This is a genomic window from Streptomyces sp. NPDC007088 (assembly GCF_042869355.1).
In the GTDB taxonomy this organism is placed as follows: domain Bacteria; phylum Actinomycetota; class Actinomycetes; order Streptomycetales; family Streptomycetaceae; genus Streptomyces.
The window spans coordinates 24,436-39,037 of the sequence record NZ_JBIAFO010000003.1 but is presented as its reverse complement, the minus strand read 5'-3'; the positions used below and the strand labels follow the sequence as shown (position 1 = coordinate 39,037).

13 protein-coding genes are annotated in these 14,602 nt (G+C 74.9%); 5 read left to right on the top strand and 8 right to left on the bottom strand.

Annotated features, from left to right (window positions below; genetic code table 11):
* Positions 1-75: 75 nt before the first annotated feature.
* The 4 genes from ACFYMP_RS05855 to ACFYMP_RS05840 form a co-directional block, all read right to left on the bottom strand.
* Positions 76-810: a DUF2993 domain-containing protein gene (locus ACFYMP_RS05855; protein WP_388851141.1), complete on the bottom strand. Its 735-nt coding sequence runs from the start codon at positions 808-810 to the stop codon at positions 76-78.
* Between the two features lie 234 nt (positions 811-1,044).
* The gene (locus ACFYMP_RS05850) at positions 1,045-2,568 is read right to left on the bottom strand and encodes a hypothetical protein (RefSeq protein WP_388851138.1); all 1,524 of its coding nucleotides are present in this window, start codon (positions 2,566-2,568) and stop codon (positions 1,045-1,047) included.
* Positions 2,569-2,578: 10 nt separating this feature from the next.
* The gene (locus tag ACFYMP_RS05845; protein WP_363144141.1) at positions 2,579-2,833 is read right to left on the bottom strand and encodes a MoaD/ThiS family protein; all 255 of its coding nucleotides are present in this window, start codon (positions 2,831-2,833) and stop codon (positions 2,579-2,581) included.
* 160 nt (positions 2,834-2,993) lie between these two features.
* Entirely contained in the window at positions 2,994-4,115 is a 1,122-nt protein-coding gene (locus tag ACFYMP_RS05840; protein ID WP_388851135.1) for an alpha/beta fold hydrolase, read from the bottom strand.
* Between the two features lie 296 nt (positions 4,116-4,411).
* On the opposite strand from ACFYMP_RS05840, the gene ACFYMP_RS05835 reads away from it, so the two are divergent.
* The 5 genes from ACFYMP_RS05835 to ACFYMP_RS05815 all read left to right on the top strand — a co-directional run bounded on the left by ACFYMP_RS05835 (position 4,412) and on the right by ACFYMP_RS05815 (position 9,973).
* Positions 4,412-5,215, top strand: a complete 804-nt coding sequence (locus ACFYMP_RS05835) for a response regulator transcription factor (RefSeq protein ID WP_388851132.1) — start codon at positions 4,412-4,414, stop codon at positions 5,213-5,215.
* Positions 5,216-5,354: 139 nt separating this feature from the next.
* On the top strand, positions 5,355-6,377 hold the full coding sequence (locus ACFYMP_RS05830) for a LacI family DNA-binding transcriptional regulator (protein WP_388851129.1): 1,023 nt from the start codon (positions 5,355-5,357) through the stop codon (positions 6,375-6,377).
* A 124-nt stretch (positions 6,378-6,501) separates the two neighbouring features.
* Positions 6,502-7,653 (top strand): S1C family serine protease, encoded by a 1,152-nt coding sequence (locus ACFYMP_RS05825; RefSeq protein ID WP_388851126.1) that lies wholly within the window; start codon positions 6,502-6,504, stop codon positions 7,651-7,653.
* 134 nt (positions 7,654-7,787) lie between these two features.
* Positions 7,788-8,525, top strand: a complete 738-nt coding sequence (locus tag ACFYMP_RS05820; RefSeq protein ID WP_388851123.1) for a response regulator transcription factor — start codon at positions 7,788-7,790, stop codon at positions 8,523-8,525.
* Positions 8,522-9,973, top strand: a complete 1,452-nt coding sequence (locus tag ACFYMP_RS05815) for an ATP-binding protein (RefSeq protein ID WP_388851120.1) — start codon at positions 8,522-8,524, stop codon at positions 9,971-9,973. The genes ACFYMP_RS05820 and ACFYMP_RS05815 overlap by 4 nt, the downstream gene beginning before the upstream one ends.
* 20 nt (positions 9,974-9,993) lie before the next feature.
* On the opposite strand, the gene ACFYMP_RS05810 is transcribed toward ACFYMP_RS05815, so the two are convergent.
* The 4 genes from ACFYMP_RS05810 to ACFYMP_RS05795 form a co-directional block, all read right to left on the bottom strand.
* On the bottom strand, positions 9,994-10,599 hold the full coding sequence (locus tag ACFYMP_RS05810) for a DUF4383 domain-containing protein (protein WP_388851117.1): 606 nt from the start codon (positions 10,597-10,599) through the stop codon (positions 9,994-9,996).
* Positions 10,600-10,755: 156 nt separating this feature from the next.
* A complete protein-coding gene (locus ACFYMP_RS05805; protein WP_388851115.1) occupies positions 10,756-11,217 on the bottom strand; it encodes an NUDIX hydrolase in 462 nt (153 codons plus the stop codon).
* A complete protein-coding gene (locus tag ACFYMP_RS05800; RefSeq protein WP_388851112.1) occupies positions 11,205-12,224 on the bottom strand; it encodes a CHAD domain-containing protein in 1,020 nt (339 codons plus the stop codon). Before ACFYMP_RS05800 ends, ACFYMP_RS05805 begins: the two co-directional genes overlap by 13 nt.
* Positions 12,205-14,430: an RNA degradosome polyphosphate kinase gene (locus tag ACFYMP_RS05795; protein WP_388851109.1), complete on the bottom strand. Its 2,226-nt coding sequence runs from the start codon at positions 14,428-14,430 to the stop codon at positions 12,205-12,207. Before ACFYMP_RS05795 ends, ACFYMP_RS05800 begins: the two co-directional genes overlap by 20 nt.
* Positions 14,431-14,602: the final 172 nt, after the last annotated feature.

Here is a 14,602-nt window from a genome sequence, read left to right as displayed (position 1 = left end):
GCGGGGGGCGGCGCGGCCGGTGGGGCGCGGGGCGCGGGCGGTTGACGGCGCCGGGCCCCGGTGCCGGGGGTGTGCCTACCCGTCGAGCCGCAGGTTGGAACCCTTCAGGGTGATGCGGACCCCGTCGGGGGTCGCCCGCACCGAGTCCAGGCCGATCCCGGCCGGGAGGTTCTTGACCGTCTGCGCGAAGTCGGTGACCCCGCGCACCTCGCGTTCGGCGAGCGGTACGCCCAGGTCGGGCAGGGACGCGGCCCGTACGGTGATCCGGTCGCCGTCGGCGCCGAGGGAGCAGGGCACGACGAGGGCCTTGGGGAGCGTGTGGCCCAGGATCTTCGCCTTGACGCTGAGGTTGACGCGGCCCTTGCCGCCGTCGGACAGGGCGGTGACCTCGGCCTCGATCCCGGGCGCCAGCTCGATGGGCTCGGCGCGGGCGGCCTTGAGCAGTTCCGGGTAGCCGACGACGGCGGTGCCCGTGGCGCGGCGCGCGGTCGCCGAGGACCAGTCGCCGCCGAAGTCGACTTCGCGCAGTTCGGCGTCGACCGACCCGACCCGCAGGTGCCCGCCGCCCTCCCCGGTGTCCGCCTCGTAGTCCTTGATCCGGACGCCGACCTCGTCCAGGGTGCCGCCCGCGAGCTGGGTGAGGAACGGGAAGCCGTGGATGTCGACCTCGGGGGTGTCGCTGAGCCCCTCGCGCGAGCGCAGCTCGTCGGCCGCCCGGTTCTGCGCGTAGTGGACGGCGATCCGGTCGGCGGCGACGAAGAGGCCGCCGAGCACCAGGACGACGACGAGAAGTATTCGCAGAGCACGCATGATGCGCGGATTCCCCCGATTCCGCGTTCGAGTGGCGAACCCGGCGAGATGAGGCGAGACGACCGGCCCGTGGGCCCCGGCGCGGGGGCCGGGAGGGGCCGGTACAGAACCGCGGCGGTACCGGAGTCCGGCCGGTGCCGGGGCGTTCCGCGCGCCCCGGCACCGGCCGTGTGCCCGTACCTCTGTCCCGCTCCCGCCTGCCCGTTCCCCCTGTCCGCCCCCCGTCAGCCGCCGTCAGCCGACGAGGCGGCCCAGCAGGTACACGGCGGGGGCGGCGGCCGCGAGGGGCAGCGCCACGCCCGCCGTCATGTGGACGAAGCGCGAGGGGTAGTCGTAGCTCGCGACCCGGTGGCCGATCACCGCGCACAGCCCCGCGCCGAGGCCCACGAGCGCCCCGCCGGAACCGAGGCCGTTCAGCGAGCCGAGCAGGGCGCCGGCCCCGGCCGCGGCGATCAGCGCCACGGCCACGGACGCGGCGGTGGGCAGCGGCAGCGCCCGGACGAGGACCGCGAGGGCCACCGCGACCCCTCCCGCCTCGACGGCGTGGGGCGGGGCCGCGAGGTGCCCGGCCGCGAGGATCGCGAGGGCCGCCGACACGATCGTCGCGGTCAGCCCGTACAGCCGCTCGTCCGGGGAGGCGTGGCTGCGCAGTTGCAGGGTGACGCTCAGCAGGACCCATACGCCGAGGCTGCCGAGGATCGCCGCCGGCCCGTTGTCCCGGCCGGCCGCGAGGAGCGCGAGGTCCGCGACGAACCCGCCGAGGAAGGCGAGCGCGATGCCCTGCCGGGCCGGCCACATGCCGTTGAGCCGGAACCAGCCGGCCGCCGTGACCGCCTGGAGCAGCACGAGCGGGACCAGCAGCGCGTACTGCCCGAGGGCCGCGCCCCCGCACATCAGCAGCGCGAGCACGGCGGTCAGCCCGGCCGGCTGGACACCGGGCTCGATGATCGGCGAACGCCCCTCCGCGCGGGCCCGCTGGGCATCGGTGACCCGGGCGTTCCCGGTCAGCGTGGGCGGGCCGAACCCGGGCTCGGGGGCGGCGGTGGAGGCGGCGGCCGGAGGCACGGACGCGGCGGGGACCGGCGCAGGCCCCGGCCCCGGGGCGCCCAGCGGCTCGGCGTTCCCCGGGTATCCGTGGGAGTACGCGGGCGGCTGGGGCTGGAGTGGCGGCTGGGGCGCCCGGTGCGCTCCCGTACCCGCGCCCGTCCCCGGCCCCCCGCCGTACGTCTGCGGGGTGCCGTACGGGGGCTGCGGCTGGGAGGGAGCCGGCGGGGTGCCGCCGTACGAGGGCTGCGGGTGGGCGGGCTGCGGATGGGCGGGTGCCCCGTGGGTCCCGTGGGTCCCGTGGGCCCCGTGGGTCGCCTGGGCCCCCTGGGTCCCGTGGGCCCCCTGGTCCCCGTAGGTCCCGTGCGCCTCGCCGTACCCGTAGCCGCCGCCGTGGGGCTGCTGTCCGGTCACGCCCCCGTTCTGCCCCGGCGCGGGCGGCGGGGTCGCGGGGCCGCCCGGGGCCGCCGGATGCGCGGCGGGGGGCTTGGGCAGGTAGGCCGTCTCCTCGGCCGCGTTGACCGGCGGCTGGAAGCGGGTCTCCCAGGTCTGGGTCTGCCAGGTCTGGGTGAGCTGCGACTCGTCCCGCGTCGCGCCGTGCTGCTCACCGTTCGGCCACTGCGGCTGTCCCGTCGGCCACTCCTGCTGACCGGTGGGCCACTCCTGCTCAGGCGGCCGCTGCCGCCCGTACGGATCGTGGGGCTGATTGCTCATGGTTGGGGGTTCACCCTCCTGCGAACGGCGGGAGCACCTCGACCGTGCCGCCCTCGGCCAGCCGTACCGTCTCATGCCGCCGGCCGCCCACCGGGTCCCCGTCGATCAGGAACGAGCAGCGCACGAGGACGCGGGACAGCTCACCGGGATGGCGTTCGCGGGCCTCCGCGAGCGCCTCGGCCAGGGTCCGCGCGTCGTACGGCTCCTCGGCGACTCCGGCGGCGGCCTTCGCCGCGGCCCAGTACCGCACGGTGCCCACTGCCACGGGTCGCTCCCTTCCGCTTCCTACGGCTTCGGCGAGCGCCGTGCCCGTGGGCCGGCCGCTCAGATCAGGTACGTCCTACACGTCGGCACGCTCGTACGTGCCGCACCCATCATGGCGCCTGCCCGGCCGGGCCCCGTAACGGGCGGGGCCGGACGGCGGCTCAGCCCCGGGCCCGGCGGTCCGGGACGGCGTCCCGCGCCCAGCGCGCGATCCGCTCCAGCAGCGCGTCGTCCGCGGCGTGCTCGGCGTGGCCCATGCCGGGTTCGAGCCACAGTTCCGCGTGGCCGTCCGAGGCGGCGGCCAGCATCCGGGGGTGGTCCACCGGGAAGTACGGGTCGCGCTCCCCGTGCACGAGCAGCAGCGGGGTCGGCGCGATGAGCGGGACGGCGGCCGTCGGCGACAGCGGCACCGGGTCCCAGTCGCGGTCGTGGATACGGGTGCGCAGCCCGACCCGGCCCACGACGCGGCCCAGCGGACGGGTCACGAGCCAGTGCAGCCGCCGCATCGGGGCCGTGCCCCGGTAGTACCACCGGGCCGGGGAGCTGACGGCGACGACCGCGTCGGTCCTGGCCACCGAGACGGACACGGTCCGGGCCCCGGGACCGTCGACGGCCGGCCCCTCGGGACGGTCGCCCCCGGGCGCCTCGGGCCCGGCGGTCTCCGGGGCACCCGCTCCCTCTCCCGGCCCCGCCTCCTCCCGCTTCCCCTGCCGCTCCCGCTCCCGCTCCTGCTCTCCGCTCACCCGGTCGGCGGTACCGGGCGCCCCGGTTCGCGCTTCCGTGCGCCCCCCGTCCGCCTCCCCCGCCGGTCCGGCCGCCACGCCGGGCGCGGGGGCGGGTGTCTCACCGGCCGCCGCGCCGTGCAGGGCGGCGTGCCGCAGGACGACGGAGCCGCCCATCGAGAAGCCCACGGTGATCACGCGGCTGTGTCCGAGGGACCGCGCCCAGGTGACGGCGGCCGCCAGGTCGAGCACCTCCCGGTCGCCGACCGTGGAGCGGCCCCCGGAGCGTCCGTGGCCCCGGAAGGAGAAGGTCACGACCGCCGCGTACCGGGCGAAGACCCGGGCCGCGCGGCGCACGTGCGGACGTTCCAGATCGCCCGTGAAGCCGTGCGCGAGGACGATCACCGGCCCGCCGACCGGCCCCGGACCAGGCTCGTAGGCGGCCTCGATCCGCACCCCGTCGTCCGTGCGCAGCAGGGCCCCGGCGCGCCCCCGGGTAGCCGTGCGGGAACCGTCGGTGACTTGAGGGATGGCGTTCGAGTCTGCCGGAGGAGAACTCATGTGGGCTATTCTGCTCGGCAGAGGACCTGGGCAGCGAAGCCCCCGGGTCCTTTCGTGCTTTCCGGCGCGTTGTATACGACCGGGTCCTCCCGGCGTCTACCAGGCGGCGGAGTGCGCGGCGCACCTCCGGGACGCGGGGTGCGCCCGGCTTCCACGTACGAAGTAGTGCCGCATCTCCTCCGGCCCGCGGGCCGGGGGAACCCATCGGTACCGAGGAGGAACCACGTGATGGGCGAGCGAGACGAGCACCACCATCCCAGCCGGCCGGCCCCCGTACGGAAGGCAGGTGAGCCCCGATGAGTTCCCTGCTGCTTCTGACCAACGCCCTCCAGCCGTCCACGGAGGTGCTTCCGGCGCTCGGTCTGCTGCTGCACAACGTCCGGGTCGCGCCGGCCGAGGGGCCCGCGCTGGTGGACACCCCGGGCGCCGACGTGATCCTGGTCGACGGCCGTCGTGACCTGCCGCAGGTCAGGTCCCTGTGTCAGCTGCTGCGCTCCACCGGGCCGGGCTGTCCGCTGGTCCTGGTCGTCACCGAGGGCGGTCTCGCGGCCGTCACCGCCGACTGGGGCATCGACGACGTGCTGCTCGACACGGCGGGCCCCGCCGAGGTCGAGGCGCGGCTGCGGCTCGCGATGGGCCGCCAGCAGATCACCGCCGACGACAGCCCCATGGAGATCCGCAACGGCGACCTCTCCGTGGACGAGGCGACCTACAGCGCGAAGCTCAAGGGCCGGGTCCTGGACCTGACCTTCAAGGAGTTCGAGCTGCTCAAGTACCTCGCGCAGCACCCGGGCCGGGTCTTCACCCGCGCCCAGCTCCTCCAGGAGGTGTGGGGCTACGACTACTTCGGCGGCACCCGCACCGTGGACGTCCACGTGCGGCGGCTGCGCGCGAAGCTCGGTCCCGAGCACGAGTCCCTGATCGGGACCGTCCGGAACGTGGGCTACCGCTTCGTGACCCCGGAGAAGCCGGAGCGCGAGCGCGGCGAGAAGGCGGAGGCGCGAGGCGCGGGAAGCGGCGGGACGAGCACGGCCGACGCGGTCGGCGAGTCCGCCGGGACTCCGGCGAAGACCGAGGTCACCGCGGCTTCGGAGAGCTGAGCGGGAGGTCCGTCCCGCGCCGGCCGGCCACCGGCCTCCGGCGCGGGAGGGACCGCCGCGCGCGGGGCCCGCGACCCCGCCCGGGAGGGGCCCGTCTCGGCCCGTGGGACGGCTGTTCATCCCGCGTAGACTGCCCGGCGTGGCCAAGGTGACGAGGGACGACGTGGCGCGGCTGGCGGGGACTTCGACCGCCGTCGTGAGCTACGTCATCAACAACGGACCCCGGCCGGTCGCCCCGGCCACGCGCGAGCGTGTCCTCGCCGCCATCAAGGAGCTGGGCTACCGGCCCGACCGGGTGGCGCAGGCGATGGCCTCGCGCCGCACCGATCTCATAGGACTGATCGTCCCCGACGCGCGGCAGCCCTTCTTCGCGGAGATGGCGCACGCCGTCGAACAGGCCGCCGCCGAACGCGGCCAGATGGTCCTGGTCGGCAACTCCGACTACCTCGACGAGCGCGAGGTGCACTACCTGCGGGCCTTCCTCGGGATGCGGGTCTCCGGGCTGATCCTGGTGAGCCAGGGCCCGAGCGAGACGGCCGCCGCCGAGATCGACGTGTGGGACGCCCGCGTCGTCCTGCTGCACCGCCGCCCCTCCCCCATCGACGACGTCGCGGTGGTCACCGACGACGTGGGCGGCGCGCAGCTCGCGACCCGCCACCTCCTGGAGCACGGCGTGCCGTACGTGGCCTGCCTGGGCGGTACGGAGGAGACCCCGGCCGAGGGCGACCCGGTGTCCGACCACATCGAGGGCTGGCGCCGGGCGATGTCGGAGGCGGGCCTGTCCACCGCGAACCGCCTGTTCCAGAGCCCGTACAACCGGTACGACGCCTACCGGGTGGGCCTGACGCTGCTGGCCGGGCCCAGCCGTCCGCCGGCCATCGTGTGCGCGACCGACGACCAGGCCATCGGCATCCTGCGGGCGGCGCGCGAGCTGCGCATCGACGTCCCCGGGGAGCTGGCCGTGGCGGGCTTCGACGACGTCAAGGAGGCGGCGCTCACCGATCCGCCGCTGACCACGGTCGCCTCCGACCGTACGGCGATGGCGCGGGCCGCCGTCGACCTCGTCCTGGACGACGCGCTGCGCGTCGCGGGCTCGCGCCGTGAACGGCTGCGGGTGTTCCCCTCCCGGCTCGTCGTCCGCCGGTCCTGCGGCTGCGCCTGAACGCGGCGGCCGCCCGTCCCCCCAGCCGGGGCCTCTCGCGTCCTTATACCGGGCAAACAAGGTTCTGCCGGGCTTCTCAGGACGGTCTCAGGGGACTCTCATGCTCGGCGGACACGCTGAGTGCATGACCGAGAGCCACCGCCACGAGGGCGGAACCCCGCAGCCGCAGTCCTCCTCCGCGTTCGACGGCGCCGGCTACCCGCCGCCGCCCGCGCAGCCCCCGTACACCGACGCCGGGCGGGCCCAGGACCCGTACGCCACCGCCGGGCAGGCCACCGCGCGGGACCCGTACGCCCCCTACGCCCACGCCGACGGGACGGGCGCGGCGCCCGCCCCCGCTCCGCGCCGCAGGCGGCGGCTGGGCGGGCCCGCGGGGCTGCTCGCGGCGGTCGCGGTCGCGGCGGCGGTGGTGGGCGGCGGGACCTCGTACGGCATCCAGCAGCTGACCGGCGGGCACAGCGAGTCGGCGAGCGCTCCGGTCGCGGGCACCCAGGTCGCGGCCGGCAGCAGGGGCACCGTCGCGGGTGTCGCGCAGGCCGTGAGCCCGGCCATCGTGGAGATCAGCGCCAGTTCGGACGCGGGGCAGTCGACGGGCGCGGGTGTCGTCATCACCTCCGGCGGCGAGATCGTCACCAACAACCACGTGATCTCGGGCGCCCGGCAGATCAAGGTGACGCTGTCGAGCGGCAAGTCGTACACCGCGAAGACCGTCGGCACCGACAGCGGCAAGGACCTCGCCCTGATCAAGCTCCAGGGAGCCTCGGGGCTGAAGGCGGCGACCCTCGGCGACTCCGACCACCTCAAGGTCGGTGACGAGGTCGTCGCGATCGGCTCCCCCGAGGGCCTGAGCGGCACCGTGACCAGCGGTATCGTCTCGGCGCTCGACCGGGACGTGACCGTCGCGAAGGAGGGCGGCCAGGACTCGCAGCAGCAGCAACAGCAGCAGCAGCAGGGCCGGGGCGGCTTCGGCGGCGGGTCGGACGACGGGAACGAGTGGCCGTTCTCCTTCGGCGGCGAGCAGTTCAACGGCGACACCGGCTCCTCCACCACGACGTACAAGGCGATCCAGACGGACGCCTCCCTCAACCCGGGCAACTCCGGCGGCGCGCTCATCGACATGAACGGCGCGATCGTCGGCATCAACTCGGCGATGTACTCGTCGGGTTCCGCGCAGTCCTCCTCCTCGGACGCCGGCAGCGTGGGCCTGGGCTTCGCCATCCCCGTCAACACGGTGAAGGCGGACCTGGACCACCTGCGCTCCGGCGCCCAGGACTGAGCGGGCCGGGACGGCGGGGCCGGGCGCTCCCCGTGCGAGGCTTGGACCCGTCAACGTGCCCGGACCGCGCGCCGCTCGCGGCGGACGGTCCGGGCGGCGCGGAACAGGTACGGGACCTGCGAGGAGCGAGTGTCATGAGCCCCGCCGAAGGCGAGCGCGAGCAGCATCAGCAGCGGATTCTCGTCGTGGACGACGACCCCGCCGTACGGGAGGCGCTGCGCCGCAGCCTCGCCTTCGAGGGGTACGACGCGGAGGTCGCGGTCGACGGCCACGAGGCGCTGGCCAAGGCCGGGAGCTACCGGCCCGACCTCCTCGTCCTGGACATCCAGATGCCCGGCATGGACGGGCTGACCGCCGCGCGCAGGCTGCGCGCGGCCGGTTCGACCACGCCGGTCCTCATGCTGACCGCCCGCGACACCGTCGGCGACCGGGTCACCGGCCTGGACGCGGGCGCCGACGACTACCTCGTCAAGCCCTTCGAACTCGACGAGCTGTTCGCCCGCATCCGGGCGCTGCTGCGGCGCAGCGCCTACGCGGCGGCCCGGGACGCGGCCGACGCCGACGAGGTGCTGTCCTTCGCCGACCTGCGGATGAACCTCGCGACCCGCGAGGTGACGCGCGGCGAGCGCCCCGTCGAGCTGACCCGCACCGAGTTCACGCTGCTGGAGATGTTCCTCGCCCACCCCCGGCAGGTCCTCACCCGCGAGCAGATCCTCAAGGCCGTGTGGGGCTTCGACTTCGAGCCGAGCTCCAACTCCCTGGACGTGTACGTGATGTACCTGCGCCGCAAGACGGAGGCGGGCGGCGAACCGCGCCTCGTGCACACGGTGCGCGGGGTGGGCTACGTGCTGCGCACGGGCGGGGCCGAGTGATCCGCCGCTTCAGCAGCCTGTCCCTGCGCTCCCGGCTCGGCCTGCTGACGGCGGCGGCGGTGGCGATCGCGGTCGCGGCGGTCTCGGTGGCCTGCTGGTTCATCGTGCAGGGGAAGCTGTACGGCGAGATCGACTCGGACCTCAGGCACAAGGTGCCCGACGTGTCGCTGCCGAGCCTCGTCAAGGTCATCGAGCAGTGCCCGTCCTCGCCGCAGCCGCAGGACGGTCCGCAAGCCCCGCAGCCGTACTACGTGGAGATCGTGCGCGCGGACGGAGCGGCGTGCGTGTACGCCGACTCGGCGGGCACGGTGAAGACCGCCCGGAGCGACCGGCGCATCGCCGAGGAGGGCACGGGCTACGGCTTCCGCGACGGGACCACGGCGGACGGGACGAGCGTCCGCGTCCTGACGACGGCGATCACCGGCAACGGCGTGCGGTCGAACGTGGCCATGCTCATCGCCTACCCCCTCTCCGACACCCGCTCCACCCTCAACGAACTCGCCCTCATCCTGCTCCTCGTCTCCGGCATCGGGGTCCTCGGCGCGGGCGGGGCCGGTGTCTGGGTCGCGCGCACCGGGCTGCGGCCGGTCAACGACCTGACGCGGGCCGCCGAGCACATCGCGCGCACCGACGACCTGACGACCCGTATCCCGGTCGCGGGCGACGACGAGATCGCGCGCCTCTCGCTGTCCTTCAACAGCATGACCGCCTCCCTCGCCTCCTCCCGCGAACTCCAGCAGCAGCTCATCGCGGACGCGGGCCACGAACTGCGCACCCCGCTCACCTCCCTGCGCACCAACGTCGAACTGCTCGTACGCAGCGAGCAGACGGGCCGGGCGATCCCCCCGGAGGACCGCAGGGAACTCCTGGAGTCGGTCAAGGCGCAGATGACGGAACTCGCGCTGCTCATCGGGGACCTCCAGGAACTGTCCCGGCCGGACGCGGGCCAGCACGGGCCGCTGGAGATCGTCGGCCTGCACGAGGTCGCCGAGACGGCGCTCAAACGGGCCAGGCTGCGCGGGCCGCACCTCACGATCGACTCCGCCCTCTCCCCCTGGTACGTGCGCGGGCAGCGGCCCGCGCTGGAACGCGCCGTCGTCAACGTCCTCGACAACGCGGTCAAGTTCAGCCCCGAGGGCGGCACGGTCGAGGTGCGGCTGACGGACGGCGCGCTGACGGTGCGCGACCACGGCCCCGGCATCCCGGCCGGGGACCTGCCGTACGTCTTCGACCGCTTCTGGCGCTCCCCGCGGGCCCGCGCCCTGCCCGGCTCGGGCCTCGGCCTGTCCATCGTCGCCCGCACCGTACGCGGCATGGGCGGCACGGTGGACCTCGCGGCGGCCGAGGGGGGCGGCACCGTTGCGACCGTACGGCTGCCGGGGGCGCCGGCCCCGCCGCCCGCCGAGGCCCCGGACGGGGCGCCGGCCGCCGGGCAGGCGGAGGGCTGACCGGGGCCGGGCCGTGGCCGTCAGCGCCGCCCCGCGCTCCGGCGGGCGTCCGGGGCCGAGGCGAGCGCGGCGCGTTCCTGTTCGCGGTCGATGTCGGCGGCGAGGTCCTCGCCCGAGAGCAGGTCGTGCGCGTGCGGGCCCCGGTCCTCGTCCTCGTCGGTGGCCTGCTCGGGGTGGCGGGCCCGCCAGTACGGGTTGTCGTGCGGGAGGCGGCCCGAGACCCGGCCGTACATCCCGCAGCACAGGATCAGCAGGCCCATCACGAAGCTGAAGATGACGTTGCTCATCCGGAAGTCGAGGATGTTGGCCGCCCGGTCCAGGACGAAGACGTGCGCGAAGCCGCTGAGCACGAACAGCGCGCCGACGACCATGTTCACCGTCGAGGCGATGTTCCCGCCGATGACGGCGGCGACCGCGAGGACCGAGCCGAAGACCAGCGAGAGCACGCTGAGCACCCCGTTGGTCGACAGCCCGGCGATCTCCTGGCCGCTCGTGTCGAAGGGGCTGAGCTGGTCGGCGAGCCCCAGGCAGCCGAACACGACGAGCAGCAGCCCGCACCCCGCCGCGCCCCAGCGGTAGACCCCGGCCAGTTTGCGGTCGGTGGGCAGTCCGTCCTCTAGCTTCATCGCCGTCCTCCGTTTCGCGGGCCGCGCTCCGGCCCCACCCCTCAGCCTCGGCCCACCCGCCGTCCGGCGCGAGCCGAACGCCCCGGCACAGGCGTACGGGCGGCCGGCTACAGGAGGGGGTCGCCGTAGGGAAACGGTGACGGGGCGCGCCCCGTCTCAGGCGAGGAAGCCGCCCCGCTCCAGCGCCGAGAGTTCCCGTACCGCCGCCTCCAGCAGCATCCGGTCCCGGTACTCGGTGAGCAGTTCTCCGGCCCGCGCGGCGGGCAGCCAGCGGATCTCGTCCACCTCGTCGCCGGACTCGAACGTGCCGGACAGCGCCTCGGCCACCCAGTAGGCGACCACCTTGGGGCGGCCGCGCGCGAGGTAGCGCACGGTGGGCAGGGGGCGGTCCGGGCGGCAGGCGCGGCCCGTCTCCTCGGCGACCTCGCGCAGCGCCGCGCCCAGGTAGTCCTCGCCGGGCTTCAGCTTGCCCTTGGGGTGCGACCAGTCGTCGTACTTCGGGCGGTGCACGAGGCAGAACTCGCGCGCCGCGCCGTCCGCCCGGCGCCACAGGACGCAGCCGGCCGCGCGCACCGGCCCGGCCGGCTCCGGCCGGGCCGTGCCGGTCACCGCGCCCACGCCGTCTCCCGCCGCCAGGCCCGGTGGAAGGCGTACCGGGCGGCCTCGACCTCGTGGCGCTGGTCGGCGTGCAGGACGCCGAGGGAGTACGCGGTGGCCGGGGCGATCCTCGGGGTGCGCGCGGCGGAGGCGGCGGCCGAGGCGGCCTCGGCGGCGTCGCGGTGCCGGTCCAGGGCCTGCGCGGCGCCGCGCAGATCCGGATCGTCCGCGCCGGTCATCGCCTCGACGGCGTACCGGCGCAGCCGCAGCAGTTGCCGGGCCCGCAGCCACGGCGTGTCCTGCGCCTCGGTGTCCTCCGCGCCGAGCACGAGGGCCTGCGCGTTGTACGGCACCCCGGCGCGGCCCAGCGGCAGCGCGGTGACGGCCTCGTCGAGCCGCTCGGCGGCCCGCTCGGCGAGCGGGCCCGGCGCCGCCGGGTCCCCGGCCCCGGCGCCCGCCCGCAGCGGCACCTCGCTCGCGAGGACCGCGACGCTGTCGGCGACGGCGTGGAAGCGCCCGGAGCCGAGCGCGACGAGCGCCGCCGAGTGCGCCCGGTTGCGGGCCAGGGTGAGCTGCCGCTCCAGGAGCGCCCCGGCGCGCGCGGCCCCCACCGACAGTGCTCCCGCCGCGCCCCCGCCCCGCGCGGTCAGCACGGCCGCCGCGCCCCGGGCCTGCGGCAGCACGGGCGCGGGGGCGCTCGTCTGCGAGAGGCGGTGCAGGGCGCCCAGCAGCCGTTCGAGGCGTTCGGCGTAGGCCCCTTCCCGGCCCAGGGTGCCCGCGAGCCATCCGAGTTCGGTGCGCAGGGTGTCGGCCCAGTCCGGGTCGAACAGCGGGCGGAAGGTGTGCAGGGTCGCGTCGATCCTGCGGGCCGTGCGGCGCAGCGCGCGGGCCGCCTCGGCGGCGTCCGGGGCGGCCGTACCGCTCTCCCGTTGCAGGCGCAGCGCCCGCAGGAACCCGGTGGCCTGCTCCCGCAGGTAACCGGCGGCCGGCCCGCCCGGGACGGGGGGGTCAAGTGGTCGTGGTGCCACGCCTGCGCCTCCGCGCGTCGATGAGCAGTTCCTGCACATTGGGGAGCGGCTGCCCGTCCTGGTCGGTGGCGTGCCGGTTCCACTCGCCGTCGGGGCCCAGGTGCCACGAGGCGGTGGTGTCGGACATGCCGGTCTCCAGGAACCGGCCGAGGGCAGCGCGGTGGGCGGGGTCGGAGACCCGGACGAGGGCCTCGATACGGCGGTCGAGGTTGCGGTGCATCATGTCGGCGCTGCCGATCCACACCTCGGTGTCGCCGCCGTTGCCGAAGGCGAAGACCCGGGAGTGCTCCAGGAAGCGGCCGAGGACGGAACGCACCCGGATGTTCTCCGAGAGGCCCGGCACCCCGGGCCGCAGCGCGCAGATCCCGCGCACCCACACGTCGACGGGCACCCCGGCCATCGCGGCGCGGTAGCACGCGTCGATGATCGCCTCGTCGACCATCGAGTTGGCCTTGATGCGCACGTACGCGGGCCGCCCGGCCCGGTGGTGCGCCACCTCCTTCTCGATGCGCGCTATCAGCCCGTCGCGCAGCGACTTCGGGGCGACGAGCAGCCGCCGGTAGGTCTCGCGCCGCGAGTAGCCGGAGAGCCGGTTGAACAGGTCGGAGAGGTCGGCGCCGACCTGCTGGTCGGCGGTGAGCAGACCGAGGTCCTCGTAGAGCCTGGCGGTCTTCGGGTGGTAGTTGCCGGTGCCGACGTGCGAGTAGCGGCGCAGCGTGTCGCCCTCCTGGCGGACCACGAGCGACAGCTTGCAGTGCGTCTTGAGGCCCACCAGCCCGTACACGACGTGGCAGCCGGACTCCTCCAGCTTGCGCGCCCACTTGATGTTGGCCTGCTCGTCGAAGCGGGCCTTGATCTCGACGAGGACGAGGACCTGCTTGCCGGACTCGGCGGCGTCGATGAGGGCGTCGACTATCGGGGAGTCGCCGGAGGTGCGGTACAGCGTCTGCTTGATCGCGAGGACGTCCGGGTCGGCCGCCGCCTGCTCCAGGAACGCCTGCACGGAGGTGGAGAAGGAGTCGTAGGGGTGGTGCAGCAGGACGTCCCGCTCGCGTACGGCGGCGAAGATGTCGGGCGCGGAGGCCGACTCGACCTCGGCGAGGTCGCGGTGGGTGCCCGCGATGAACTTCGGGTACTTCAGCTCGGGCCGCTCCAGGGAGGAGATCCCGAACAGCCCGGTCAGGTCGAGCGGACCGGGCAGCGGGTAGACCTCGACGTCGGAGATCTTCAGCTCCCGCACCAGCAGGTCCAGGATGTACGGGTCGATCGACTCCTCGACCTCCAGCCGCACCGGCGGGCCGAAGCGGCGCCGCATGAGTTCCTTCTCCAGCGCCTTGAGCAGGTTCTCCGCGTCGTCCTCCTCGACCTCCAGGTCCTCGTTCCTGGTGAGCCGGAACATGTGGTGCGCGAGCACCTCCATGCCGGGGAACAGCTCCTCCAGGTGCGCGGCGATGACGTCCTCGATGGGCACGTACCGGTCGGGCGCGGCCTCCAGGAAGCGGCTGAGCAGCGGCGGGACCTTGACCCGCGCGAAGTGCCGGTGGCCGCTGACGGGGTTGCGCACGACGACGGCGAGGTTGAGCGAGAGCCCCGAGATGTACGGGAAGGGGTGCGCGGGGTCGACGGCCAGCGGCGTCAGCACCGGGAAGATCTGGTTGCGGAACAGCGTGAACAGCCGCGCCTGCTCCTTCTCGGTCAGCTCCGCCCAGCGCACGAGGTGGATGCCCTCGTCGGCGAGCGCGGGCAGGACGTCCTGCTGGAAGCAGGCCGCGTGCCGGGCCATGAGTTCGCGCGAGCGGGTCCAGATCAGCTCCAGCACCTCGCGGGGCAGCAGCCCCGAGGCGGAGCGGGTCGCGACACCGGTCGCGATGCGCCGCTTGAGCCCGGCGACGCGGACCATGAAGAACTCGTCGAGGTTGCTCGCGAAGATCGCGAGGAAGTTGGCGCGCTCCAGCAGCGGGGTGCGCGGGTCCTCGGCCAGTTCCAGGACCCGCTCGTTGAAGGCGAGCCAGCTGCGCTCCCGGTCCAGGAAACGGTTGGCGGGCAGCTCCGCGCCGCCCGAGGTGTCCTCGTACACGTCGAGGTCGGAGTCGAGGTCCGGTTCCAGGTCCGAGTCCCCGGAGCGGACCACCGTCGGCCGGTGCGCGGCGAGCGGGCCGGCGGAGGAGCGGGGATGGACCGAGGCGCTGCTGCTGGACTGGGTCATGAAGTCATTCTTCCGCGTGGAACCCGTTCCAGGCGCGTCGAACGGCCCCTCTTCCCCGGCGGCCCCCGGCAGGGAGGCGGCGAGGCGGCGGGGCCCGTGGGGGGACGGTCCGGCGGTGGGGTCCCCGCTGGGACGGGGCTCGGGCACGGCGGGCTGCATTCCGCGAGCCTGC

Excerpts from the sequence above, each read along its gene's own strand:
- ACFYMP_RS05855 (WP_388851141.1), bottom strand. The coding sequence starts at position 810 with ATGCGTGCTCTGCGAATACTTCTCGTCGTCGTCCTGGTGCTCGGCGGC.
- ACFYMP_RS05850 (WP_388851138.1), bottom strand. The coding sequence starts at position 2,568 with ATGAGCAATCAGCCCCACGATCCGTACGGGCGGCAGCGGCCGCCTGAG.
- ACFYMP_RS05840 (WP_388851135.1), bottom strand. The coding sequence starts at position 4,115 with ATGAGTTCTCCTCCGGCAGACTCGAACGCCATCCCTCAAGTCACCGAC.
- ACFYMP_RS05835 (WP_388851132.1), top strand. The coding sequence starts at position 4,412 with ATGAGTTCCCTGCTGCTTCTGACCAACGCCCTCCAGCCGTCCACGGAG.
- ACFYMP_RS05825 (WP_388851126.1), top strand. The coding sequence starts at position 6,502 with ATGACCGAGAGCCACCGCCACGAGGGCGGAACCCCGCAGCCGCAGTCC.
- ACFYMP_RS05820 (WP_388851123.1), top strand. The coding sequence starts at position 7,788 with ATGAGCCCCGCCGAAGGCGAGCGCGAGCAGCATCAGCAGCGGATTCTC.
- ACFYMP_RS05810 (WP_388851117.1), bottom strand. The coding sequence starts at position 10,599 with ATGAAGCTAGAGGACGGACTGCCCACCGACCGCAAACTGGCCGGGGTC.
- ACFYMP_RS05795 (WP_388851109.1), bottom strand. The coding sequence starts at position 14,430 with ATGACCCAGTCCAGCAGCAGCGCCTCGGTCCATCCCCGCTCCTCCGCC.